Annotated in this window: 23 protein-coding genes and 2 pseudogenes; 15 read left to right on the top strand and 10 right to left on the bottom strand. The window is 71.5% G+C overall.

Annotation, left to right across the window (positions count from 1 at the left end):
- The first annotated feature begins 101 nt into the window (after positions 1 to 101).
- Positions 102 to 566 carry a hypothetical protein gene (locus tag ACTMS0_RS25700; RefSeq protein ID WP_441157831.1) on the top strand — a complete coding sequence of 155 codons (465 nt, stop codon included), beginning with the start codon at positions 102 to 104 and terminating at the stop codon, positions 564 to 566.
- 825 nt (positions 567 to 1,391) lie between these two features.
- Here the strand turns inward: ACTMS0_RS25700 and ACTMS0_RS25705 are convergent.
- The 7 genes from ACTMS0_RS25705 to ccsA form a co-directional block, all read right to left on the bottom strand.
- Entirely contained in the window at positions 1,392 to 2,156 is a 765-nt protein-coding gene (locus ACTMS0_RS25705) for a DUF427 domain-containing protein (protein ID WP_441157832.1), read from the bottom strand.
- A 313-nt stretch (positions 2,157 to 2,469) separates the two neighbouring features.
- Positions 2,470 to 3,108, bottom strand: coding sequence for an SRPBCC family protein (locus tag ACTMS0_RS25710; protein WP_441157833.1), 639 nt, complete (start codon positions 3,106 to 3,108; stop codon positions 2,470 to 2,472).
- Positions 3,109 to 3,405: 297 nt separating this feature from the next.
- Positions 3,406 to 4,302, bottom strand: a complete 897-nt coding sequence (locus ACTMS0_RS25715; RefSeq protein WP_441157834.1) for a cytochrome c-type biogenesis protein CcmH — start codon at positions 4,300 to 4,302, stop codon at positions 3,406 to 3,408.
- Positions 4,299 to 4,850, bottom strand: coding sequence for a TlpA family protein disulfide reductase (locus ACTMS0_RS25720; protein WP_441157835.1), 552 nt, complete (start codon positions 4,848 to 4,850; stop codon positions 4,299 to 4,301). The genes ACTMS0_RS25715 and ACTMS0_RS25720 overlap by 4 nt, the downstream gene beginning before the upstream one ends.
- A complete protein-coding gene (locus tag ACTMS0_RS25725) occupies positions 4,850 to 6,781 on the bottom strand; it encodes a heme lyase CcmF/NrfE family subunit (RefSeq protein WP_441157836.1) in 1,932 nt (643 codons plus the stop codon). The genes ACTMS0_RS25720 and ACTMS0_RS25725 overlap by 1 nt, the downstream gene beginning before the upstream one ends.
- The gene (locus tag ACTMS0_RS25730) at positions 6,771 to 7,181 is read right to left on the bottom strand and encodes a cytochrome c maturation protein CcmE (protein WP_441157837.1); all 411 of its coding nucleotides are present in this window, start codon (positions 7,179 to 7,181) and stop codon (positions 6,771 to 6,773) included. The genes ACTMS0_RS25725 and ACTMS0_RS25730 overlap by 11 nt, the downstream gene beginning before the upstream one ends.
- Complete coding sequence (gene ccsA / locus ACTMS0_RS25735) at positions 7,178 to 7,936, bottom strand: cytochrome c biogenesis protein CcsA (RefSeq protein ID WP_441157838.1); 759 nt, start codon at positions 7,934 to 7,936, stop codon at positions 7,178 to 7,180. Before ccsA ends, ACTMS0_RS25730 begins: the two co-directional genes overlap by 4 nt.
- A 137-nt stretch (positions 7,937 to 8,073) precedes the next feature.
- Between ccsA and coxB the strand changes: the two genes are divergently transcribed.
- The 10 genes from coxB (at position 8,074) to ACTMS0_RS25785 (ending at position 17,304) form a co-directional block, all read left to right on the top strand.
- Entirely contained in the window at positions 8,074 to 9,117 is a 1,044-nt protein-coding gene (gene coxB, locus ACTMS0_RS25740) for a cytochrome c oxidase subunit II (RefSeq protein ID WP_441157839.1), read from the top strand.
- A gap of 9 nt (positions 9,118 to 9,126) precedes the next feature.
- Positions 9,127 to 11,055: a cytochrome c oxidase subunit I gene (gene ctaD, locus ACTMS0_RS25745; RefSeq protein WP_441157840.1), complete on the top strand. Its 1,929-nt coding sequence runs from the start codon at positions 9,127 to 9,129 to the stop codon at positions 11,053 to 11,055.
- A complete protein-coding gene (locus tag ACTMS0_RS25750) occupies positions 11,052 to 11,681 on the top strand; it encodes a cytochrome c oxidase subunit 3 (protein WP_441157841.1) in 630 nt (209 codons plus the stop codon). Before ctaD ends, ACTMS0_RS25750 begins: the two co-directional genes overlap by 4 nt.
- Positions 11,678 to 12,076, top strand: coding sequence for a hypothetical protein (locus ACTMS0_RS25755; RefSeq protein ID WP_441157842.1), 399 nt, complete (start codon positions 11,678 to 11,680; stop codon positions 12,074 to 12,076). Before ACTMS0_RS25750 ends, ACTMS0_RS25755 begins: the two co-directional genes overlap by 4 nt.
- Positions 12,077 to 12,117: 41 nt before the next feature.
- Positions 12,118 to 12,981, top strand: a complete 864-nt coding sequence (locus ACTMS0_RS25760) for a cytochrome c oxidase assembly protein (RefSeq protein ID WP_441157843.1) — start codon at positions 12,118 to 12,120, stop codon at positions 12,979 to 12,981.
- The gene (locus tag ACTMS0_RS25765; protein ID WP_441157844.1) at positions 12,978 to 13,370 is read left to right on the top strand and encodes a c-type cytochrome; all 393 of its coding nucleotides are present in this window, start codon (positions 12,978 to 12,980) and stop codon (positions 13,368 to 13,370) included. Before ACTMS0_RS25760 ends, ACTMS0_RS25765 begins: the two co-directional genes overlap by 4 nt.
- Before the next feature lie 4 nt (positions 13,371 to 13,374).
- Positions 13,375 to 14,175 (top strand): cytochrome bc1 complex diheme cytochrome c subunit, encoded by an 801-nt coding sequence (qcrC, locus tag ACTMS0_RS25770; RefSeq protein ID WP_441157845.1) that lies wholly within the window; start codon positions 13,375 to 13,377, stop codon positions 14,173 to 14,175.
- Positions 14,172 to 15,035, top strand: coding sequence for a ubiquinol-cytochrome c reductase iron-sulfur subunit (locus ACTMS0_RS25775; RefSeq protein WP_441157846.1), 864 nt, complete (start codon positions 14,172 to 14,174; stop codon positions 15,033 to 15,035). The genes qcrC and ACTMS0_RS25775 overlap by 4 nt, the downstream gene beginning before the upstream one ends.
- Positions 15,032 to 16,789: a cytochrome bc1 complex cytochrome b subunit gene (qcrB, locus tag ACTMS0_RS25780; RefSeq protein WP_441157847.1), complete on the top strand. Its 1,758-nt coding sequence runs from the start codon at positions 15,032 to 15,034 to the stop codon at positions 16,787 to 16,789. The genes ACTMS0_RS25775 and qcrB overlap by 4 nt, the downstream gene beginning before the upstream one ends.
- A 104-nt stretch (positions 16,790 to 16,893) precedes the next feature.
- Positions 16,894 to 17,304: a DUF2071 domain-containing protein gene (locus ACTMS0_RS25785; protein WP_441157929.1), complete on the top strand. Its 411-nt coding sequence runs from the start codon at positions 16,894 to 16,896 to the stop codon at positions 17,302 to 17,304.
- Between the two features lie 36 nt (positions 17,305 to 17,340).
- Here ACTMS0_RS25785 and ACTMS0_RS25790 read toward each other — a convergent pair whose 3' ends face one another.
- The gene (locus tag ACTMS0_RS25790; protein WP_441157848.1) at positions 17,341 to 18,540 is read right to left on the bottom strand and encodes an FAD-dependent oxidoreductase; all 1,200 of its coding nucleotides are present in this window, start codon (positions 18,538 to 18,540) and stop codon (positions 17,341 to 17,343) included.
- 92 nt (positions 18,541 to 18,632) lie between these two features.
- Between ACTMS0_RS25790 and ACTMS0_RS25795 the strand changes: the two genes are divergently transcribed.
- Positions 18,633 to 19,301, top strand: a complete 669-nt coding sequence (locus ACTMS0_RS25795) for a TetR/AcrR family transcriptional regulator (RefSeq protein WP_441157849.1) — start codon at positions 18,633 to 18,635, stop codon at positions 19,299 to 19,301.
- Positions 19,302 to 19,660: 359 nt separating this feature from the next.
- Here ACTMS0_RS25795 and ACTMS0_RS25800 read toward each other — a convergent pair whose 3' ends face one another.
- Positions 19,661 to 20,377, bottom strand: a complete 717-nt coding sequence (locus tag ACTMS0_RS25800; protein WP_441157850.1) for an alpha/beta fold hydrolase — start codon at positions 20,375 to 20,377, stop codon at positions 19,661 to 19,663.
- Positions 20,378 to 20,395: 18 nt separating this feature from the next.
- Positions 20,396 to 21,016, bottom strand: a complete 621-nt coding sequence (locus tag ACTMS0_RS25805) for an isochorismatase family protein (protein ID WP_441157851.1) — start codon at positions 21,014 to 21,016, stop codon at positions 20,396 to 20,398.
- A gap of 122 nt (positions 21,017 to 21,138) precedes the next feature.
- On the opposite strand from ACTMS0_RS25805, the gene ACTMS0_RS25810 reads away from it, so the two are divergent.
- The 3 genes and pseudogenes from ACTMS0_RS25810 to ACTMS0_RS25820 all read left to right on the top strand — a co-directional run bounded on the left by ACTMS0_RS25810 (position 21,139) and on the right by ACTMS0_RS25820 (position 23,007).
- On the top strand, positions 21,139 to 22,041 hold the full coding sequence (locus ACTMS0_RS25810; protein WP_441157852.1) for a LysR family transcriptional regulator: 903 nt from the start codon (positions 21,139 to 21,141) through the stop codon (positions 22,039 to 22,041).
- 37 nt (positions 22,042 to 22,078) lie between these two features.
- Positions 22,079 to 22,210: pseudogene (locus ACTMS0_RS25815) on the top strand (IS256 family transposase); the annotation flags it as partial.
- Positions 22,211 to 22,226: 16 nt separating this feature from the next.
- A pseudogene (locus ACTMS0_RS25820) lies at positions 22,227 to 23,007 on the top strand (low temperature requirement protein A).
- Positions 23,008 to 23,144: the final 137 nt, after the last annotated feature.

Raw genomic sequence — 23,144 nt, forward strand, 5'->3', positions numbered from 1 at the left:
GATCGACGGTGGCTGCTCTCGTTCTCCCGCCGCCTCACGCCGCAGCTCAGCCAAGGTCAACATCCCCGGCTGGAGTACTAGAGCTGGTGGCTGCCGGGGACATGAACGACTGGAGTTACCACGTCTTCCTGCCCGCTCGGCTGGCGCCCTTGTGGCGGTCGGGCGCGGACGATGAACGACGTGTGATCAGCGACTTCGCGTGGGCCTGGTGGCGGCAGACCATCTCAACGTGGCCCAGCGTCTGTGAGCCGCGGGAGGTGCTGGACACGCTAGCCGAATGCGGACAGCGCGTTTCGCCCTATCTCACCGCGTGGCCAGTGCACGGTGGGGAACCCGCGGCCCGGCAACTCGCCGTGCTCGTCAGCGATCTTCTTGTCTCACCGTGGCAGGACAATGACTTCTGGCGCGAGGTCGCCGACTGGCTGTCCGGCCAGCTACCCGCCGATGTGCTCGCCGCCGAAGTTTCCGCGACCGCCGATCCCGACGTAGCCCGCCAACTGAGCGATGCCTTCGAACAACTGGCCCAATGGCGAGAGTCGCTACCTCCGAGCACGATCAGACGCTGACCGGGTGTATCGACATACCGGCTGCGGGTCGTCCACGACTTGGCCGGGTTCCCCAAGGCCGCGCCCGTCGGCGCGACCGCGCTCATGTGCCGCGACAGCGCGTTTCACGTCCCACCAGTCCGGGCAGGAGGATCGGGGAGCAGGATGGGAGCAGACGTGTGCTCTAAACGGCAGTCGACTGCACCCAACGGCACCGAAAAGCACTCAACGGCACCGCGCCCACCTGCGGTAGTGCGTTTCCGCAGGTCAAAGTGGATGCAGCGTCCTGCTTCACACGGAGTGCTCAGCCGCATTGAGCAGCAGTCAACGATGCTCTATGTCGCCTGGCAGGGGAGTATGCGCAGGTCAGAGCGGTAAGGAGCCGTTGGAGGGCCCGGCCTTGCATCTGGGTGCAGATTGGGTGCAGCTTGGCGAAGTGGTCACAGCGTCCGAAGTGCTCACCGATGTTGAGCGGAGGTCGGAACCCTGACCTGTGGTTATGCAGGCTTGCGGGTCGGCGTGAGCTCCCAGAGAAGTCCGAAGTGGTCACGCCGCCGGCGCTCTGGGGCGGACGAGCATCACTGGCGGTACCGACTCGCATCGTTGCGTCGGCGTCGGTACAGCTCGATTGGCGCTCATCGCTACGCCTCGCGGTCCAACCGTCGGCGCATGTCTCACTGGCCGGGACACCGATCTCACGTGCAACGCTGTGACCTGGTCCTCTGGCACGGCGAGCTCTTCGGCGGCTGCGAAGGGGTCCGTTCCTGTTCGACCCGCGGATGCTTTCCGGCTGCTAGGGGTCGCCGCGGCGTATCCCTCTGCCTCGTGGCGGTTCGCACTTCTCCTTCAGGAGAAGTGCGTCGCCGGTCGGGCGAGTCGTTCCCCGTCGACGACCAGATCGACCTTTTCGTTGTAAAAGGCGATCAGCCCGGCGATGGGCAGGACCTGCCGGGTGGGGAAGTCGTACGACCAGGCCAGGTCAGAGTGGACCGTGTCGTTGACACAGACCGACCAGTAGCCGCTGGTTCGGCCCTTGTACGGGCAGGAGGTCGTCGTCGCTGACGCGATGAGGTGCCTGAAGTTCACGTCGGTCCGGTTGAGGTAGTAGCGGGTTGGCAGGCCGGTCTCGAAGACCAGCACCGGCGATACGGACTCGGCCAGGACGACGCCGTCGAGTTCCACCCGTATGGTGCGGGTGGACCGCAGCGCGTCCACGCGTGCGTAGGGGTTTCGGGGGTGCACGAAAACCTCCTCGTCCTCCTCGAACCAGGCGTCCATGGCGGCCCAGTCGAACCGGACGGTGTCCGTCAACCCGGGTTGGGCGTCGTCTCCGTACAACCGCCCGCACGAACGACGTGAGGTCTCGCCTGCCCTCAGCCCGTGCAGCCGTGCCGTTCCGCGCTGGGACCGTTCCGTGCGCTGCTCATCGATCAGGAGGCTGCGGTCCACGTCGGCGAGCGGGATGTAGTACTGGGGGTAGAACGGCCACTCCCACACGTACCGCGCCCGCGTGGTGTCCAGCACCGGCTCGCCGGCGAGGTAGGCGCGGATCCGGCGGGGGACCGGCTCAACGCGGTCGACCGGGGCGATCGCCTTCGGATAATCCGGCACCTTGTCCTCCAACGACGCACGGCCTGGCTCGGGCGTACTTGCTCAACGATCAGGAGGGCTTGTCCGTCGCCTCACCTGCTTGTCGCACGCGGCAAGCTCGTGGCGTTCGATGACATCCGGCGCGGACGGTGGCCGTGGCGTTTCCGTGGTGCCTTCGGTGTGGGGTCTCGACGGTGTTGGTGGGGGCGAGTCGGGCCTGGGGCACCTGCATTCGCACTTCAGGACCTGGCGGACCTGAGCGTCGAGGTTGCCGAAACCGTGCTGCTGTGCGGTTCGGTGGTGGCGGCACCGGCTTGAGGATGCGGCCGGGATGTCACTGGGTCCGGCCGGAGCCGGGGTGCTCGGCGGCGGTGTCCGGGCGGCGGTCGAAGGACGCTTTGCGGTGGGCTCCGTGCCGGCGTTCGGCCTCGGACTTCACAGTGGCGAGTGAGTCGGCGACGGTTGCCTCCCAGCGCTGTGCCACGACTGCAGCCCAGCGGTTTCCCAGCGCCCAGCCGTCCGTTCCCATTTCGCCGGTGTATTCCAGCCGGGTGTGGTCGCCGTCGCCGGTGAGGGTGAAGCGTTCCCTTACGTGTGGCACCGGGCCGCGTACGAGGCGGAAGTCGACGGTGGCGGGGCGGGCGAAGGCGACCGTCTCGACTGTCTGGGTGACCAGGCCACGGCCGATCGGTGTTCGGTGGGCGGCGAGGACCATCCCGGCGCCGCGTTCAAGCACCTGGATCTTCTCCTGCTGTGCCCTGGTTGCCCGGCCGAGGTAGGGCTGGGCGATCATGTCGAAGACCAGGTCCCGGGGCGCGGCGATATCGAGTACCTGCGGCCCGAGTGGGCGTACCCGCCGGCCGACGCCGAGGTCGAGGGTGAGCCGGCCGGTGACCAGTCCCAGATAGCCGAGCACGCCGCCGGCCGCCGCCGTGACTGCCAGGGTCGCGGCCGTTCGCAGCGGTCCTTCCATGGTTGTCTCCATTCTTCTGGGCGGCGCCGGAACAGCCGCTTGTCCGTCAGCATGGTTTCCTGGCGGTCAGGAGGGCGAAGAATCAGCTTCTCCTGGCGCGGCCCGACTCCAGTGAGAAGAAGCTCGGCTACCGCAGCTTCCTCCAGTTCTGCAACCCGGCCGCCACCAGCGGAGCCGTCGACCTGCGGTGGAGCCCTGCAGCTGACAACTATCTCCTCACCGCCCAGGCCAACGGACCGCCCGACCGCTGCGCCCGTTCATGCGGCCAGCGGGCCACCGGGGGCGGGGAGTCACGAGTCACGGGCCGGTGGCCAACAGTCGGCTGATCTCTCCGGCGGCTGGGTGCTCCGGAGCGATGGTCAGGAAGCGTCGCAGGGTCCGCGCCGCCTCGGCGGACCGGCTGTCGCGCTGCGCCAGCCCGAGCACGAGCAGGCCGTCCGGGGAGTCTGGGGAGCGGGCCAGCACCTCGCGTGCCGATTGCTTCGCGCCGGAGCTGTCGCCGGCCCGCAGCAGGGCGAAGGCGAGCCGCAGCTGGATCGCATCGTCGGGGCGGTCTCGCAGCGCCTCCCGGTACATCCGCGCCGCGGCGTCGTAGCGGGCCTGCTCCTCGAGGTCGCGGGCGAGCTGCACGGTGACCGTCACGGGATCGGCCGGTTCCGGATCCTGGCCCGGCCGGTCCAGGCGGCTGGCGGCCACCGCGACCGACACGACGAGGCTCACCATTCCCACCGACACCGCCCGCCATGCCCAGCGCGCGGCCCGACCGGTGGGCGCCGCCCGCGCCGCAGTGCCCCGCGCGGACGGGGTCGGGCGGGAACGCGGCGTGCGCAACGCCGCGTAGCCGCCGGCCAGCAGGGTCAGCGCGGGTACGGCCCAGAGCAGCAGCTCCGCCCGGCGGGTCGGCGGGTCGGTCAGCACCTCCGGGCCGTAGCGCTGGACGAACCACTGGCGGATCTCGTCGCGGTTCCGCCCCTGGGCCAGCTGGTCCGCCACCACCTGCCGCATGGCCGCCGCGATCGGCGAACGGGAGTCCGCCACCGACTCACCCTGGCAGGCCGGGCAGCGCAGACCGCCGGCCACGGCGCGCACCGGGTCGTCCCGACCGGTGCCTCCGGCCGACCGGATCAGCCCCGCTCCTGCGGCGGCGATCAGCGCCGTGAGGACGAGTGCCCCGACGGCCGCCCGCCATCTCATCCGGACAGCAACGGCGCGACCCGCTGCTCAAGCCACTGCCGGGTGACCACGCCGTGTTGCCGGTCGACGATCCGGCCGTCGCGGTCCACCAGAAACGTCTCCGGCACTCCCCGGACGCCCCAGTCGATCGCCCGGGCGCCGTCCGGGTCTGGCAGCACGGTGAACTCCCGTGCGCCGGTATCGTCCAGCAGTGCCCGGACCGCCTCTGCGCCGTCCCGGATGTTCAGTCCCACCAGCCGCAGCCCGCGGGGCGACCACTGCCGTTGCGTCTCGACCAGCAGCGGCAGCTCGTCCCGGCACGGGCCGCACCAGGAGGCGAACACGTTGACCAGCAGCACGTGGCCACGGGCGTCGGTCAGGTCGAACCGGCCACCATCCAGGGTGGTGCCCGTGAGCGCCGGGGCCGGCACGGGGGTGAGGCCGCTGGGGGCCCCGGCGTCCAGCGGCGTCGAGGGTGACCGCAGGCCGAGAGCGACCACGGTGCCGACGGCGACGGTGAGCACCAGCATCAGCGCCGGGCCGGGGCGTAGCAGGCGGCGGCGAGTCATCACCGGGCCCCGGCGGCGATCGGGTCAGGCGGCGCGGCGACGACGTCCCGGCGTCGCGGGCGGGCGGTGCGGACCGCCGCCAGGAGTCCGCCCGCGGCGGTCAGTGTGCCGCCGGCCCAGAGCAGCCCGACGAGCGGGTTCACGGCGAGCCGTACGGTCGCGCTGCCGCTGTCCGGGGCGACCGCGATCAGGGTGACGTACGTGTCCCGCAGCAGTCCGGTGCGGATCACCGGCGCGGTGATAGCGGTGTCCCGGGCGGCGTGGTAGCGCAGTGCCGGCCCGACGACTCGTTCCCCGCCGCCCGCTTCGGTGAGCCGGAGCCGCGCCCGTACTGTCATGCCGCCGCTGCCCGCGCTGCGGTCCACGCCGACCAGGCGTACGGACACGTCGGCCACCCGTAGCGCCTCCCCGGTGCGGATGGTTCGTTCGGCGTCGCGGCCGTACGCGGAGGATCCCGCGACGCCCACCGCGACCAGGGCGATCCCGGCGTGCGCGACCAGTCCGGCAGCCCTGCCGGGTCTCCGGTTCCCGCCGGAGCGCGGTAGCCGGTCGGCCAGCTCTCCGGCCACGCCGGTGAGCACGAACGCCGCCGCGCCGAACGCGGTGAGTGCGGGCAGACCGGGCCGGCCGAGCAGCCCCACCACGGCGACGGTGGCCAGCGCCATGCCGGCGGGCACCACGAGTCGCCGCAGCGCCGACGTCCGGTCGCGGACCCACAGCGCCGGCGTCACGCCCATCACCAGCAGCACCGTGACCGCCAGCGGCACTGCGGTGCGCTGGTAGTAGGCCGGACCCACCGAGGTGCGCACGCCGCCGAGCGGGCCGGAGAGCAGCGGGAAGATCGTGCCGATCAGCACCACCGCCGCGATCGTCACCAGCAGCACGCCGTTGGCCAGCACGGCCGTGTTCCGGGACAGCAACGGTGTGCCGGCGTGGCGGGCCCGTTCGGGGACGCGCCATCCGGTCAGGAGGGTCGACACGACGACCGCCAGCACCACGAAGCCGAACAGCACCGGGCCTAGCGGTGAGTCGGTGAAGGCGTGCACACTGGACACGGCGCCGGAGCGGGTGAGGAAGGTGCCCAGCAGCACCAGCAGGAAGCTCGCACAGGCCAGCACCACGTTCCACGCGGCCCGGTCCGCGCTGCGGCCCGCTGCGGTGTGCAGGAGCGCGGTGGCGGTCAGCCAGGGCAGCAGGGACGCGTTCTCCACCGGGTCCCAGGCCCAGTAGCCACCCCAGCCCAGCACCGCGTACGACCACCAGGCGCCCAGCCCGATGCCGGCGGTCAGCGCCGCCCAGGCGACCAGCGCCCAGGGGCGCGCGGCCCGTAACCAGCCACGCCCCTCCCGCCCGGCCAGCGGCGCGGCGAGCGCGAAGGCGAACGGCACCACCAGGCCGATGTAGCCGGCGTAGAGCAGGGGCGGGTGCACGCCCATCGCCGGGTGCTGCTGCAGCAGCGGGTTCGGCCCCGGGCCGTCCATGGGCACGGGGCTGACCCCTCCGAACGGGTTCGCGGCGAAGGCGGACAGCGCGAAGAAGAACATGCTCACCGTGCTGACGACCACCATGGTGAATGCGTGCAGTCGGGCCGGGTACCGGCGGCGGGACAGCAGTGCCGCGTACCCGCCGAGGACCAGCAGCCAGAGCAGCAGAGAGCCCTCCAGACCCGCCCAGAGACTGGTGACCGTGTAGTACAACGGCACCTGACGTCCGCCGTTCTCGGCCACGAACCGGACGCTGAAGTCGTGCCGGAGCAGGGCCGTCTCCAGCAGTGCGCAGGCAACGGCGGCGGTTGCCAGGGTCGCGACGGTGCCGAGGCGGGCCCATCGGGTGGGCGTGGCGAACAGCGCCACCCGCAGCCAGAGCAGGGCGGTCAGGGTGGCGCAGAGCAGGCCGACCGTAAGGCTGGCGGTGCCGAGGTCACCGAGCATCGACCGGCCCTGCCGGCGAGGTGGACGGGCGGTACTCGTTGCCGTGCCGGACCACGACGTGGTCCGAGCGGAACACTCCGTCCGCCGAGAGGATGCCCTCGACGACCGCACCCTCGCCCTCCCGGAACGTCTGCGGCGGCGTGCCCCGCTGCTCGACGGTGACCTCGCGGCCGCCCTCAGCGAGGCGGAACACCACGAGGTCTCCGCTGTGGCGCAGCGACCCCGGCACCACGTCGCCGCCGAGGCGTACCCGTTCGCGGGTCGCGTCCGGATCGTCGAGCACCTCGCCTGGAGTGCGGTAGTAGGTAAGGGTGTCCCGCAGCGCGCCGGTGACCAGCAGCGCGCAGGCGGCGAGCAGCACGGCGACGAGGGCGGTGCGGCCCAGCCGGCGACGGATCATCCGACCCGCACCGGAACGCGTTCGGGCACGGGGGCCGCGTCGTAGGTCAGCTGCCGCTCCAGCCGGAGCACCCGGTGCAGCAGGACACAGAGCGCGGCAAGGGTCGCGGCGGCCACGGCGAGCAGCAGGGCAGCACCCATCCGCGGATCGATCGGCGGACGCTGTGGAGCCAGCACGGTCGCCTGCTGGTGCAGTGACCGCCACCAGACGACGGAGAAGTGCACCACCGGGACGAGCAGGAAGCCGGCCAGGCCGACCAGGGCTGCCGGCCGTGCCACCCGGTGGTCACCGCCGTCGCGCGCCCCGGTCCGTTCGCCCACCGCCCAGCGAAGGGCCAGATAGCCCGCGTACGCGAGCAGCAGCAGGGCGGTGCTGACCAGCCGAGGGTCCCACGCCCACCAGGTGCCCCAGACCAGGTGTCCCCAGAGCGAACCGGTGGCGATGGTGACCGCGGTCAGGGCCACTCCCATCTCCGCGCCGGCCCGGGCGAACCGGTCCCAGCGCAGGTCGCCGCCGATCAGGTACGCCCCGCTGGCCGCCATCACGACCGCGAACGCGGCGTAGGCCACCCAAGCGGCGGGGACATGCAGGTACATCAGCCGCTGCGCGTGACCCTGAACATGGTCGGGGGGCGCGAGCCAGCCGCAGGTGACCGCCGCCGCCGTGGCGAGCCCACCGGCGAGCCAGGCCATGGTCCGACGTGCGGCTGCGCCGCTGGCGGTGTCGCTGGCAAGGTCCACCATGGCGGATCGCATGATCTCCCTGTCCACGCCCGTGAGCGCTTGGCGGATTGCGGGACTGACGCGTCCACAATAAGGGCAATTCTTCCCAGTCGCCGGCTAATCGCGTATTACGGACATGAGTGGAACAAACGCGTCTAGTGTCGCTTCCGGTGGAGACGACAGTCGAGACGGCCATGCGTGCGGCGCGGCCCGCTGGGCGGCGCCGGCAACGCCGTCCGCTGCCGGTACTGACGGCGCTGTACGCCGTTGTGCTGCTCGCCGGATGCGCCGGCGACGCACCCTCGGCCCTCAACCCCGCCGGCACCGGGGCAGCCCGTGTCGCCGGCCTGTGGTGGCTGCTGTTCTGGATCTCCATGGCGGTGTTCATCGAGGTGATGGCGCTGCTGGTCTGGGCGCTCGTGTTCCGCCGGGGTACCGTGCGGGTACGCCACGGGCAGCCGCTGCGCTTCGTCACGATCGCCGGCGCCGGGCTGCCCTTCGTCATCCTCGTCGCCGTCTACGGGGTGGGCCTGCGGGATCTCGCCGCGCTCGGCGACGGCCCGGGCCCGGAAGCCCTGACCGTCGAGGTGACCGGGCACAAGTGGTGGTGGGAGGTGCGCTACCCCGGCACGTCCGGGGTCACCGCGAACGAGATCCACATCCCGGTGGGGGAGCGGGTGAGCGTGCGCCTGCGCACCGACGATGTGCTGCACAGCTTCTGGGTGCCGCAGCTGATGCCGAAGATGGACCTGATCGCCGGCGAAACCCGGGAGACCTGGCTGCGGGCGGAGCGGGCCGGCAGCTACCGCGGCCAGTGCGCCGAGTACTGCGGCACCCAGCACGCCCACATGGCCTTCCTGGTCGTGGCGCAACCCCGCGCCGACTTCGACACATGGCTGGCCCGGCTGAACGCTCCGGCGCGTCCGCCCACGACCGAGGCCGAGCGTCGCGGCCAGCAGGCGTTCCTCCAGGGCAGCTGCGCCGCCTGCCACGCCATCCGGGGCACCGGCGCGCATGGCACGGCGGGCCCCGACCTGTCGAACGTGGGCTCTCGGTGGAGCCTCGGCGCCGGGGCCGCGCCCAACAACGCCGGACACCTCGGCGGCTGGATCGCCAACGCCCAGACCTACAAGCCCGGCAACGCCATGCCCCCGCAGCCGGTCGACGCCGCCCAGCTGCCCGATCTCATCGCGTACCTCCGGTCGCTCGAGTAGGTGGGGAACTTGTCGACGACCACCACACCGCCGGCCGGCGCCAGCCGGGCCGACCTGGCGCGGCTGACCGAGCACTGGGGGGAGCGCGCTTCGCTGCGGGCCTGGTTCAGCACCGTCGACCACAAGAGGATCGGCTGTCGCTACCTGGTCACCGCCGCGTTCTTCTTCGTCCTCGCCGGACTCAGCGCCCTGGTGATGCGTACCCAGTTGGCCCGCCCCGAGGCGGGGGTCGTCTCGCCGGAGGATTACAACCAGCTGTTCACCATGCACGGCACGGCGATGATCTTCCTGTTCGCCACGCCGATGCTCTTCGGCTTCGGCAACTTCCTCGTGCCGCTGATGATCGGCTCGCGGGACATGGCGTTCCCGAGGTTGAACGCGTTCGGCTACTGGGTGTTCCTGTTCGCCGGGCTGTTCATGTGGGCGAGCCTGCCGTTCGGCGCCGCACCCAACGACGGTTGGTTCGCCTACGTGCCGCTCGCGGATGAGCAGCACACACCCGGCCTGCACATCGACGTCTACGCGCTCGGGTTGCTGTTCCTCGGCATCTCCACCACTTCCGCGTCGATCAACTTCATCGCCACCTCGCTCAAGCTGCGCGCCCCGGGGATGTCCCTCAACCGCGTACCGATCTTCGTCTGGGCGATCGTGGCCACCGCATTCATGGTGATCTTCGCCTTGCCGGCGCTGAACCTGGACAACGCCATGCTCTTCCTCGACCGCCGGTTCGGCACCCACTTCTTCGACCCGTCGGCCGGCGGGAACGTGCTGCTCTGGCAGCACCTGTTCTGGATCTTCGGACACCCCGACGTCTACATCATCGTGCTACCCGCCCTGGGCATCGTCTCCGCGGTGCTGCCCGCGTTCACCCGCCGGGGCGTGGTCGGCTACGCGCTGGTCGTGCTGAGCATCGTGGCAATCGCCATCATCTCGTTCGGGGTCTGGGTGCACCACATGTTCGCCACCGGGCTGCCGCAGCTGTCCTACAGCTTCTTCAGCGCGGCCAGCTCGATCATCACGATTCCCTCCGGAATCCAGATCTTCGCCTGGCTGGCCACCATGCTGCTCGGCCGGCTGGTGATCCGGGTGCCGCTACTGTACGTCATCGGGTTCATCGTCACCTTCGTGCTCGGCGGCTTCACCGGCGCGATGTTCGCGCTGACCGCCTTCGACCAGCAGGTCACCGACTCCTACTTCGTGGTGGCGCACTTCCACTACGTGCTGGTCGGCGGCGCGGTCTTCCCGATCCTCGCCGGGGTCTACTACTGGCTGCCGAAGATCACCGGGCGGATGTACCACGAGCGGTTGGGCCGGTGGGCGTTCTGGCTGGTCTTCGCCGGCATGCACGGCACCTTCTTCCCGATGCACCTCTACGGCCTGTTCGGCATGCCCCGGCGGGTCTACACCTACCCCAGCCTGCCCGGCTGGGACGGCTGGAACCTGGTCAGCACCCTCGGGTCGTACGTGCTGGCTGTCGGGCTGCTGCTCGTGCTCATCGGGGTGGTGCACGCGCTGCGCCGCGGTCGACCGGCCCCGGCCAACCCGTGGGACGGCGACAGTCTGGAGTGGGCGACTGCGTCGCCGCCCGAGCCGTACAACTTTCCGGTCCTGCCCCGGGTACACAGCCTGCACCCGGTCTGGGACGAGCGGACGGCCGAGTCGACCGGCGTGGGGGCGACTGAGGACCGCGTCCTCAGCGACGGGCGTCGCACCCTGGTGACCAGCGAGCTGGACGCGAACCGGGAACGGGTGGTGGAGATGCCCGAGTCGACGCTGAAGCCGCTCGTGCTCGCCGGCGCGCTGCTGGTCTTCTTCACCGCCATGCTTCTGGCCTGGTACCCGCTGGCGGCCGTCACCGTGGTGGCGGTGGTGGCCACGATCGCGGTCTGGCTCTGGCCGCACCGCCGCTCGGACGAGGAACTCGGGGCGGCGGCATGACGGGCCGGGGTGGGATCGTGGCGGCGGCCACCGGGGCCGAGGCGCTGAGCACGGAACTGCCGGTCGGCCGCTCGGCCAGCTGGTGGGGCATGGTGATGTTCGTGGCCACCGAGGCCACCCTCTTCGCCTATCTGCTCGGCAGCTACTTCTACCTCCGCTTCCAGTACGGCCCGCAGTGGCCGCCGGAGGGCATCGGTAGCCCCGAGCTGCTGACGCCGTTGGTGATGACCGCGGTGCTGGTGCCGAGCAGCCTGCCCGTGGTGTGGGCGGAACACGGCATCCGCCGCGGCCAGGGGTGGCGGCTGCGCGCCGGGCTGGCCGCCACCATGGTGCTCGGGGTGATCTTCCTGGCCATGCTGGCCGGGGAGTACGCGGAAAAACTCGGGCACTTCACCATGACTACCGACGTTTACGGCTCGCTGTTCTACCTGATCACCGGCTTCCACGGCCTGCATGTCCTGGTCGGACTGACGATGCTCGGCTGGCTGCTCGCCGTCGCCCTGCGCGACGGTAGCTTCGGCGCCCACCTGCACGAACGAGTCCGCAACGTCGCGATCTACTGGCACTTCGTCGGTCTGGTGTGGGTGGCCATCCTGTTCACCATCTACCTCTCCCCGCGGTCGTGATGGACACCGGGCCCGGTCCCCAGACGCGGCTGAGCGGTGGGCTGCTGCTCTGGTACGGCGTGTTCGGCGGCGCCGCCGCGTGGACGGTGCACGTGTTCGCCGCCTGGGGCCTAGACGAACTCGTCTGCGCTGCCGGCACCGAGCACGTCTTCGCCGTACCGCTGTGGCAGGCCGTCGGCCTTGCGGTGGTGATTCCGGCTCTGGTCACCGTGGGGTCTCTGGGCGTCGCCGCGCTGGTGTGGCAGCGGACCGCGCGGGCGCAGGCAACCGGTGCCGAGGACCGGGCGTACGGTCGGTCCCGGATGCTCGCCGTGGTGGGCGTCTGGTCCAACCTGTTGTTCCTGACCATCATCGTGCTCGGCGGGATCGCCGTGCTGGTGCTGCCGCCATGTTAGGGCTGAGCGGCTACCAGGCTCACGGGCCTGGCCACGGTTCGGTGGCCGACGGGCTGGTGACCATGCTCGCCGTCGTGACAATCTGCCTGCTGCTCGCCGGCTACGGGCGGGGCGTGCAGGAGTTGTGGGCCCGGCGCGGCCCCGGTCGGGTCGTGCCGGGCTGGCGGGTGGCCGCGTTCGGCATGGGGGTCCTGATGACGCTCGCGGCGGACCAAGGGCCGGCCCACCAGTTGGCGGAGTCCTCGTTGGCCGGGCACATGGCCCAGCACATGCTGCTCCTGCTGGTAGCGGGGCCACTGCTCGCGGCCGGTGCGGCGGGGCTGCCGCTGAGTCTGGCCACACCGCTGCCGGTGCGCCGGCTGCTGGCGCGCTGCCGGGCGGTACCGCCGGTGCGCCGGCTGCGCCGGTCGACCGCGTACGCCCTGCTGGCCGGCGGCGGGCAGGCCGCCGTGCTCTGGTTCTGGCACCTGCCGGGGCCGTACACCGCCGCGGTGGACCGTCCCGCCGTGCACGCCGTCGAGCACCTGTGCTTCGTGGCGACGGCCTGGCTGTTCTGGGCGCCGGTGGTCGGCGCGTCACGGCACCGGACGCCCGCCCCGGTCGCGGTGCTGCTGCTGGTCGGCACCATGCTGCCCGCCTCGGCGCTCGGCGCGGTGCTTACCTTCGCCCCGGAGCCGATCTACCCCGTCCGGGTGTTCCACGCCGATCCGCTGGCCGACCAGCAGCTGGCCGGACTGCTGATGTGGGCGCCGATGGACCTGGTCGTGCTGGTCGCGGCTCTGACCGTCTTCATGCGCTGGCTGCTGCTGATCGACCATGATCGGCCCGACGGCCTGCGCGGCGGCCGGCGCCGGGACCAGGCAACGGTGGCGGCCGGAGCCGGAACGGAAGGGATGCTGCAATGAGACTGCCCCCTCGGATCTGGGCGCTCGGTGTGGCCGTTGCGGTCCTGCCCGTCGCCGTGGTCACCGGCTGCTCCTCGACGCCCCCACCGCCACCGGCGGAGTCGCGCAACGGGCGGCCTGACCGGGGCGCGGAGCTGATCGCCCAGTACGGCTGCGGGTCGTGCCACAGCATTCCCGGCGTCAACCGTGCCGATGGCCTGGTCGGCCCGCCCCTGACCCGTTTCGGGGCCCGCTCCTACATCGCCGGCCAGCTGCCCAACAACGCCGACAACCTCCAGCGTTGGATCTCCGACCCCCAGGGGGTCGAGCCGGGGACCGCCATGCCGAATCTCGGTGTCGGCGCCATCGACGCGCAGGACATCGCTGCCTACCTCTACACCCTGGACTGACCCGATGCGGCACTCACCAGCGGCGACCCGGCGGCTCACCCTGCATCCCCGCAGGACCCTCGCGGTCGGATCCGTACTGGTGCTCGCCGCCGGCCCGGTGGGGCTCGCCACCCAGCCGACCCACGGGCCGGCGGCCCCGGCCGCGTCCGCGCCGTCATCTGATCCGGCGGACCGGGGCACCCAGCTCTACCTGCAGCAGTGCGCGAGCTGCCACGGCGAGCAGGGGCGCGGCACCCAGCGGGGCCCGTCGTTGATCGGCGTCGGCCCCGCCTCGGTCGACTTTCAGGTCTCCACCGGACGGATGCCGCTGTCGCGGGAGGTGCCGCAGGCCCGGCGCCGGGAACCGGTGTTCTCGGCCGACGACATCGCCGCACTCGTGGGCCACGTCGCCAGTCTCGGCGGGGGCGGTCCGCAGATACCCCGGGCCGCCCCGGGGAACCTCGTCTCCGGTCAGGAGATCTTCGCCGCCAACTGCGCACCGTGCCATGGGGCGACCGGCGCGGGCGCCGCGCTGACCGACGGCTGGACCGCCCCGCCGCTGTACGACGCGACGGCGACGCAGGTCGCCGAGGCGGTCCGGGTCGGCCCCGGGCTGATGCCGGTCTTCCCCAGCCAGGTGCTCGACGACCAGCAGGTCAACGACGTCACCGCGTACGTGCAGCGGCTCCGCGGCGAGCGGCTGGACCGGGGCGGCAACCCCCTCGGCCGGCTCGGTCCGCTGGCCGAGGGGCTGGTCGCCTGGGTGGCCGTCCTGGGCCTGCTGGTGGCTGCCGCGAGGTGGCTGGGCAGGAGGGCGGAGGAGTGAGCGCGCCGCGTCCCTCGGCGAGCGAGCGGGCGACCAGCCGCCGGATCGTCGCCGCGTTTCTGGTCAGCGCCGCCGGGGCGGTGAGCTTCGCGGTGACGTACGGGCTGGGCGGCGACACCCGCTGGGAGGGCGTCTGTCTCGCGGTGGCCTTCGCCGGGCTGGCCGTGGGCCTCGCCGTCTGGGGCCGGCGGCTGGTGCCGGTCGGCGGGTATGTCGAAGAGCACGAGGGCTTCGCGCCGCCGCCGGCCGATCAGGCGATGATCGCCGCGGTGCTTGCCGCGCCGGACCGCCCGGTGCGGCGGCGGGGGCTGCTCGCCGCGCTCGGGTTGGCGCTGAGCGCGCTCGGCGCCGCCGCACTGTTCCCGCTGCGCTCCCTGCTGCCGTCCGGACGGGCCCATCCGGTCCAGGCACTCAAGGACACCCACTGGGGACCCGGCGTGCGGCTGGTCACCGCGGACGGACGGCCACTGCGGCCGCAGGACCTGCCCGCCGGCACCGCGGTCGGGATCTTCCCCGAGGGCCACGTCGACACCGGGGACGGCCCCGCCTTCGCGGTCCGCCTCGATCCGGAGCGTTTCTCCCGTCCGCCCTCCGGCGGTCACCTGGACGGGCTGGTCGTCTACTCGCTGCTCTGCACGCACGCCGGGTGTCCGGTCCGGGTCTACCTCCAGGGCACCGGGCAGGTGCTCTGCCCCTGCCACCAGTCCTCCTTCGACCTGCTGGCGGATGCCCGGCCGGTGGCAGGTCCGGCGGCCCGGGCGCTGGCAGGGCTGCCGATCGAGGTCGGACCGGACGGCTTCCTCCGCGCGACCGGCGACTTCACCGTGCCGCCCGGCGCCGGCTTCTGGGACTCACCATGATCACCGACCGGCTGGCCCGAGCCCTGGACGACCGGCTACGGCTCTCGCCGATCACCCGTCGGGGGCTGCTGAAGGTGTTCCCCGACCACTGGTCGTTCATGCTCGGCGAGATCGCGCTCTACTCGTTCATCGCGCTGATCCTCACCGGCGTCTACCTGACGTTCTTCTTCGACCCCAGCTCCGCCGACCGGGTCTACCGCGGTGCGTACGCGCCGCTGGACGGCGCCACCACCTCCGCGGCGTACGCCTCGACGGTGCGGCTCAGCTGGGATGTCCGAGCCGGCCTGCTGATCCGGCAGACCCACCACTGGGCGGCGCTGGTCTTCGTCGCGGCCATCGTGCTTCACCTGTCGCGCATCTTCTTCACCGGGGCGTTCCGCAGACCCCGCGAGCTGAACTGGCTGATCGGCGTGACCATGCTCTCCCTCGCCCTGGCCAACGGCTTCACCGGCTACTCCCTGCCGGACGACCTGCTCTCCGGGCTGGGCCTGCGGATCATCACCTCGGTGGTGGAGTCGATTCCGCTGGTCGGGGCGTGGCTGGTCTCCCTGGCGCTGGGCGGGGAGTTCCCCTCCGACGAGATGATTCCTCGGATGTTCGTCGCCCACGTGCTGCTGGTGCCGGCCGTCCTCGTCGCCCTCGTGTCGCTGCACCTGGGCATCCTGGTGCGGCAGCAGCACAGCCAGTTCCCCGGCCCGGGACGGACCGAGCACAACGTGGTCGGCTCGCGGCTGTGGCCGGGCTACACCCTGCGCACACTCGCCCTGTTCGCCTGGGTACTGGCGGTACTGTTCGCCCTCGGCGGCCTGATCCAGATCAACCCCGTCTGGCTCTACGGGCCGTTCGAACCCGCCCAGTCGACCGCGCCGGCCCAGCCCGACTGGTACGTCGCCTGGGGTGACGGCGCCCTGCGGCTGTTCCCGCCGCTGGAGTTCCGCGTCGCCGGGCATCTGGTGCCCGCGCCGTTCCTTCCCGGTGTCGTGCTGGGCGGGCTGACCTTCCTCGCCCTCTACGCGTGGCCGTTCGTCGAACGGCTGCGTACCGCAGATCGCCGGCCGCACCACCTGCTCGACCGGCCCCGCGACCATCCGGTCCGGATGGGCATCGGTGTGGCCGCGCTGGCCTTCTACGCGCTCCTCACGGTGGCGGCCGGCGACGACATCATCGCCCGCCTGCTGCGGGTGCCGATCTACGACCTGCGGTCGGTGTTCCAGGTGCTGGTGTTCGTGCTGCCGGTCCTAGCCGGGGCGCTCGCCTACCTGACCGCGCGGGCGCTGAGCCGCGGCGGCGCAGCTGGCATCGGCGACCTCACCCGCGCGGACCTGCGGCGGGCCGCCCACCGCTCGCCACGCCCGCCCAAGGGCGAGGGTGAACCGGAGACCCCAGCACGGGACAGGCCGGGTGAGCGGATCGAGTTGTGGCCGGAAGGAGGCCTGTGGCGTTGGCGTTACCGCGACGAGGCCCGGTACGTCGTCATCACTGGGAACCGGGCCCTGCACTCGCAGGAGGAAGCCGCTGCGGCCTCCCGGCTCGCGTACCCGGGGGTCGACCGGGTGGTGGTGCCCGGACCGCCGCCGGCTCCGCCGCCCGGGCCGGTCCGGGTTGCCTTGCGCCGCTGGGGCCGGGCGGCGGCCGTCGGGTCGCTGCTGCTCGCCGCCCTCCTGGAAAAGCGGCGGGACCGCCGGGAGCGGGCGGACGGCCCGACGCTGCCGGAGCCGGCGCATGAGGAGTCGACCAGGGATGGGCGGACATGACGTGTCACCGAATGGCGACGGGTGCGGTGACCGGCAAATGATCAGCGTATGGAGGGAAAGGGCCGATGAAGGCTCCGCCGTCGCCGAGGGTGGCGCGACCGGTGATGTATCACCGATGGAGCTGGATAGCGTTCATCCACTGGCACTCTCCGCCCTCTCTGCTGCAGTCGATGCTGCCGTCCCGGCTGGCGGTGGAGACATTCGACGGATCAGCCTGGGTCGGGCTCACGCCGTTGCACATGCAGGGTCCGTGTGCCAGCGCTACCGGCCGCACCGTGGTTGTCGAGCTTTCCCGAGACCAACGTTCGGACGTACCCACGACCTGCGAGGCCGTACGGGAATTTGGTTCCTGTCGCTGGACGCGGGAGAAGGCCCTGACCTGCGACGATGCGGGCGAGCGAGTTGGCGACCCAGGACCGTCGGGCGCGCGGCCAGCGGCAGATCCGGATGCCGAAAGAGCCCGACACTTCAGGTGGCGGTGCTACTGGCAACGCCATAATCCGTCGCCGTCGTAGCCGATTCCGTCTCCATCCGGCTGTCGGGACGATTAGTCAGCGCACGTGTTCGGGGCGTACGCCGATGCCGACCAGCCGGGCGGGGAGGGCCTGTAGCGCCGGGAACCTCCTCGCCAGGCGCATCGGCGCCGGGGCGTCGATCCGGCCGGTGGCGTGCAGCAGCGGGTCGACGACGCGCCGCTGCGCGGCGCGCTGGATGTTCTGCGTCAGCACCGTCGGGAAGTGCCGGCGTTTCTGCACCGCGGCGAGGTCGGCTTCGGTGACCGGCTGCCCGGCGGCGAGGTTCGGGCCCAGCATCCGGGCGGTGGCCGCGGCGTCCTGCACCGCCAGGTTGATGCCGACGCCGCCGATCGGGGACATGGCGTGTGCGGCGTCGCCGATGAGCAGCACGCCGGGCGCGTGCCAGCGCTGCAGCCGGTTGACCTTCACCGTCAGCAGCTTGACGTCGTCCCAGGTGGCGAGCTCGCCGACCCGGTCGGCGAGGACGGGGTGCCGCCGCGTCACCTGTTCCCGCAGCACCTCCAGCCCGGCCGCGCGGATCGTCTCGTAGCCGCCCTTGGCGATGACGTACGCGCACTGGTAGTAGTCGCCGCGGTCGATGGCGAGCATCAGCCCGCCGGCGCCGACCCGCATCGCCAGGCCGTCGCCGTCGCCTGCGCGGCGCGAGATCCGGAACCACAGCACGTCCATGGGCGCGCCGTAGTCGACCGGCCGCAGGCCGAGCTCGCGGCGTACCACCGAATCGCGGCCGTCGCAGGCGACGGTGAGCGACGCCGCGATCTCCAGTTCGCCCTCCGGGCTCACGGCGCGCACGCCGGTGACGGCGCCGGACGCGTCGCGGAGCAGGCCCGTCACGGTGGTAGAGCGAAGCAGCGTGAAGGTGGGGAACCTCGCCGCCTCGGTTGCGAGCATTTCCAGGAAGTCCCACTGGGGAACGAAGTACAGGTAGTTGTGCGGCGTCGGCAGGCGCGTGAAGTCGGCGACGGTGTAGGTGCCGTCGTCGAAGGTGACGCGCAACGCGCCGGCCTTGCGCCCCGGCAGCACCGCCACCCGTTCGCCGAGCCCGATTTCGTCGAGCATGTCCAGCGTGGAGGGATGCACCGTGTCGCCGCGGAAGTCCCGGAGGAAGTCGGCGTGCTTCTCCAGCACGGTGACCTCCACTCCCTGCCGGGCGAGCAGCAGCCCCAGGACGAGCCCCGCGGGCCCGCCGCCGACGACGCAGACAGTGGTCTTCATTGCAACTCCCCAATCGCAACTCGTGTTGCTTTTCTAGTCTGCCATGATGGGAGGATGTAACGCAACAGTCGGTGCGTTAGAGGAGGTGTCCGATGTCTGCCGGCCAGCGACCGGGCGGGCGCAGCGCCCGTGTCCGGGCCGCGGTCCTCACGGCCGCCCGTGGCCTCCTCGCCGACGGGTACGCCGAGCTGACCGTCGAACGGATCGCCCAGGCGGCCGGCGTCAACAAGACGTCGGTCTACCGCCGGTGGACCGACCTGGAAGGCGTCCTCGGCGATCTGCTCAGCGAGTACGCCAGTGAGGTCGTCCCGATCCCGGACACCGGCGACCTCGACACGGACCTCGAAGAACTGGCGTTGCTGATCCGGCGCGGCATGACCGGCGAACCTGGCGAGCTGATCACGGCCCTGGCCGCGGCCGCGCCCCGCAACCCGCGCGCCGCGCAGGTTGTCCGCGGCTTCTTCGCCGAACGGTTCGGCCTGGCCGAGGCCGTCGTCGACCACGCCGTCGCCCGCGGCGAACTGGCTGAGGGTACCGATGCGCGGGCCGCGATCGAGGTCCTGGGCGCGCCCTTCTTCCTGCGGCTGCTCGTCGTCGACGAACCCATCGACGAGGAGTTCGCCCGACGTACCGCCGCCGCGGCCGCCGCAGCCCTGCGCGCCGGCGTCTTCAGTCCGGCGCGAGAACCTCGTCCCGCCATGGGCACCGGTGCAGTGGCTTCCGCCAGCCGCCCCGGCTGGCGGCCCGATCCCGGGCGGTGACATCGATACCCGCGTCGAACCGCGACGCGAAAGCCCCGTTCATGCGCTGGTATTCGCAACGGCTCGAGGTCGGCGGGACCGTCGTGGGGGAAGCGGTGCGGGTTGGTCGCCGGGTTGTCCGGGCCGTGGTCGCTGGGCAGCTCGTGCAGCCAGCGGCGCAGGCCCGGGTCGGCGCGAGGGTCCAGGCGGGGCCGGCGGGGTGCACGCCGTGGATGCCGGTGGCCACCGGCATGGCGGTGGCCACCGGCGAGGGCTGAGAGCAGGCGGTGTTCACGGCGGCGGCCAGGTACGCGCAGCAGTACGAGGGGCCGGGACATTGGCCTGCGCGACCATGGCGGACGCGCGGCCAACCACGCAGGTCAGTTCCGGGTTCCCGGCCCGGACCGGCGTGCCTCGTCGATGAACTCGCTGATCGTGTCGGTGAACAGGCCGGGTTGCTGGAGGTTCCAGATGTGGCCGGCCGCCGGGATCACCCGCAGCTCGGCGCCGGGGATGGCGGCGGCGAGTTCCTCGGCGGGCGGCAGGTTGGCCTTGTCCTCGGCGCCGTTGAGGACAAGGGTCGGGACGCTGATCTCGCCGAGCCGGGCGCGCAGGTCGAGCCGGGCCAGGTCCGCCAGGCCGGTGAGGATGGCCGCCTTCCCGGCCCGGCGCAGGTCCTGGGTGGCGTGGTCCAGGTGCTCGGGCCTGCCGCCGGCGTACATGCCCTTGAGGATGCCCACGATCATGGACTCCGGCATCAGGCGCATCATCACGCGTTGGACGGCGTCGCCGCTCCTGCCGCGGGCCGTACCGCCCGACAGGACCAAGCCCGCCACCCGAGCCGGTTCGGCCAGCGCGACCAGCAAAGCTACGCTGACCGAGCCGGAGATGGCCACCAGGTGGACGGGCTCCGACTCGGCCCGCGTCACCTCGCGGACCGACGTGACGGCCCGCTCCAGCGAGAACGGTCCGGCCGCGGAACCGTGGCCGGGTAGGTCAGGAGCCAGCACCCGATGCCGTTCGCCCAGCCGGGCGACCTGCGGGTGCCAGACGCGTCCGCTGGAGCCGAACGCGTGCAACAGAACGATCACTGACATGTCCCGACCCTCCGGGCTTCAGCGGGTGTAGGCGGCGGCGAGCTGGCCGACGAGTGTGGCGAACGGCATGTCGAGGGCGCCGTACACCTCGCCGGCGGCCGGGTCGGCGTTGTCGGCGAGGATCTCGACGGCGAGCGAGGCGTAGTCACTTACGATTACGCCCGCCTGCAGCAGGCGGAGCAGTCCAGTCTCCCGCTTGGTCTGCGAGAAGGTGCCGCAGGCGTCCACGGCGACGTAGGCGTCATACCCCGTCGCGGTCGCGGAGATCGCGGGGAAGGCGGCGCAGACCTCGAGCGAGATGCCCGCGATGATGAGCTTGCTTCGCTCGGTCGCCTCGACGGCGGCGCGCACCCGGTCATCCTGCCAGGCGTTCACCGAGCTGCGGTCGATGACCTTCAGGTCCTGCGGCAGGACGGCCTGCAGCTCGGGGATCAGGGGTCCCCACATGTTGTCGGCCGCCGTGGTGGTGACGACGAGCGGCAGGTCCAGGCTGAGCGCGGCCCTGGCCAGGCTGGTGACGTTGTGCTTCAGCTCGCTCACGGCGAGGTCGCGTACGCCGGTGAACAGTCCGATCTGGTGGTCCACCAGCAGGACGGCAGCGTTGTCCGCGGTCAAGGGCGTGTGGAAGCGGTCCTGCATGGCGTTTCTCCTTGGCTGTCTCCGTGGATGATGCGCATCCAGCTTCGAGGCGCTGACCTGCCGGAACAACCGCGATCTGGCACACTATTGATGAGTAGTGTTCACCAATCGGGCGGGCGGGTGTGGACGAGCACGAGATCAAGACCTTCCTGACCCTGGCCGAAGAGCTGCATTTCCGCCGTACGGCCGAACGGCTGGGCCTATCGCAGGGCCGCACCAGCCAGATCATCAGGAAGCTGGAACGCCGCATCGGCACCGCCCTGTTCGAGCGCACCAGCCGCCGGGTCAGCCTCACTCCGATCGGCCGCCGGCTCCGCGAGGGCATCGAGCCGGCCTACCGGCAGATCCAGCGGGAGATCGCCAGAGCCTCGGCAGCCGGGCGCGGCATCAGCGGGACCCTGCGCCTGGGCTTCTTCGGCCCGGCGACCGCCGAAATCCTCAGCCGCGTCATCGACGACTTCCACGACCGCCACCCGGACTGCGAGGCCCATCTCACCCTGGAGACGCAGATCGACGACCACCTGGCGCCGCTGCGCAACGACAGCGTCGACCTGCTGGCCACCCTCCTGCCCGTGGCCGAGCCGGACCTCACCGTCGGCCCGGTGCTGCTGCGGGAGACCTACGTGCTGGCCGTCTCCTCCCGCCACCCCTTCGCACGGCGCGCCACGGTCGTCCTGGACGACCTGGCCCAGGAGACCATGCTGTCGGTCGACGGCGCCCCCGCCTACTGGCTCGACCAGCACATCCCGCCGCGCACCAGCACGGGGGCGCCCATCCACCGCGGACCGTCGGTGACCACGTTCCAGGCCGCGCTCGCCCTGGTGGCGGCCGGCAAGGTGATGGTCCCGCTCACCTGCCAGGCCACCCGCTACTACGCGCGGCCCGACATCGCCTACATCCCAATCGCGGACGCCCCGGAGGCCGCCTACGGGCTCGTCTGGAAGACCACGCGAGAGAACGCCAGGATCCGCACCTTCGCCGCCCTCGCCGCCGGGACTGTGGATCTAACGGTGTTTCCGGCCTGACCCGCCGGGCGTGGTGCCTGGCGAGGAGGGTGCCGTGATGACCGTGACACTGAACGATGTGACTCCACGGAAGAAGAGGCCTGAGGCGTCGGCGGAGGAGCAGGCCGCCGCCGAACTTGTCCGGCTGGCCAAGGAACAGGGCTTGTCGCTGCGTGGGGCGGGCGGTATCCGGCGGTGATCCGGTTGTGGGACAACGCCTGGGCCGAGTTCATCCCTGGATCGCCGGGGCGGTTCTCTTCCCGCAGAGTCCCGCGCGCGGTGTCCTGTGGACGCTGGCATTGGCGCTGGACTACACGGGACTCGTCCTCGGCTGGCCCGTTCCGGGACTTGGCCGCACCCGTATCGACGACTGGAAGCTCGCCGGCGAGCACATCGCCGAGCGTTATCAGCAGGTCACCGTCATCGCGCTCGGCGAGACGATCCTGCTCACGGGACTGACGTTCGCCGAGCAGTTCACCCCCGATCGGGTGGTGCCGAGCGTCGTGTCCTTCGCCACCACGATACTGATGTGGCGAATCTACTTCCACCGCGCCGGGGCGGTGTTGCCCGCCGCCATCGAGGCTATCCCCAGCCCGGCCCGCCTCGGTCGGTCTGCGTTCCACCGCCCACCTGATCATCGTGACCGGCATCCTCGCCACCGGCGTCGGCCACGCACTGGTCATCCACCATCCGGTCCTACACGAGGATCCGCTGTGGCTCGCGGTCATCCTGGGTGGGCCCGCGCTGTTCCTGGCCGGGCGGTCCCGCCTCGAGTACGAGGTGTTCGCCCGGGTGTCGGCGTCCCGGGTCATCGGACTTCTCGCGCTTGCCGCTTTGGCGCCGGTGATGGTCCGCCTGCCGCCGCTGATCGCCACCAGCACCGCAGCCACCGTCCTGGCCGGGATCGCGGCGTGGGACACGATACGCGAGTGGAAGCACCCAGGTGAGGCACCCTCGCCGCCCGGGTCAACCCAACAGCAACGCTGACCGCAACCGAGGCAGCGATTTCGGATCGCATCCGACACTGGCTCCCACCACGACCAAGGCACGCTCGTCGGACCGTGACTATGGATATGCCTCTTAAGTCTGCTGGTCCGGCGCGCGTTCCCGCTGGTCGTGGGATA

Source organism: Micromonospora sp. H33 (assembly GCF_052068455.1).
Taxonomy (GTDB): domain Bacteria; phylum Actinomycetota; class Actinomycetes; order Mycobacteriales; family Micromonosporaceae; genus Micromonospora.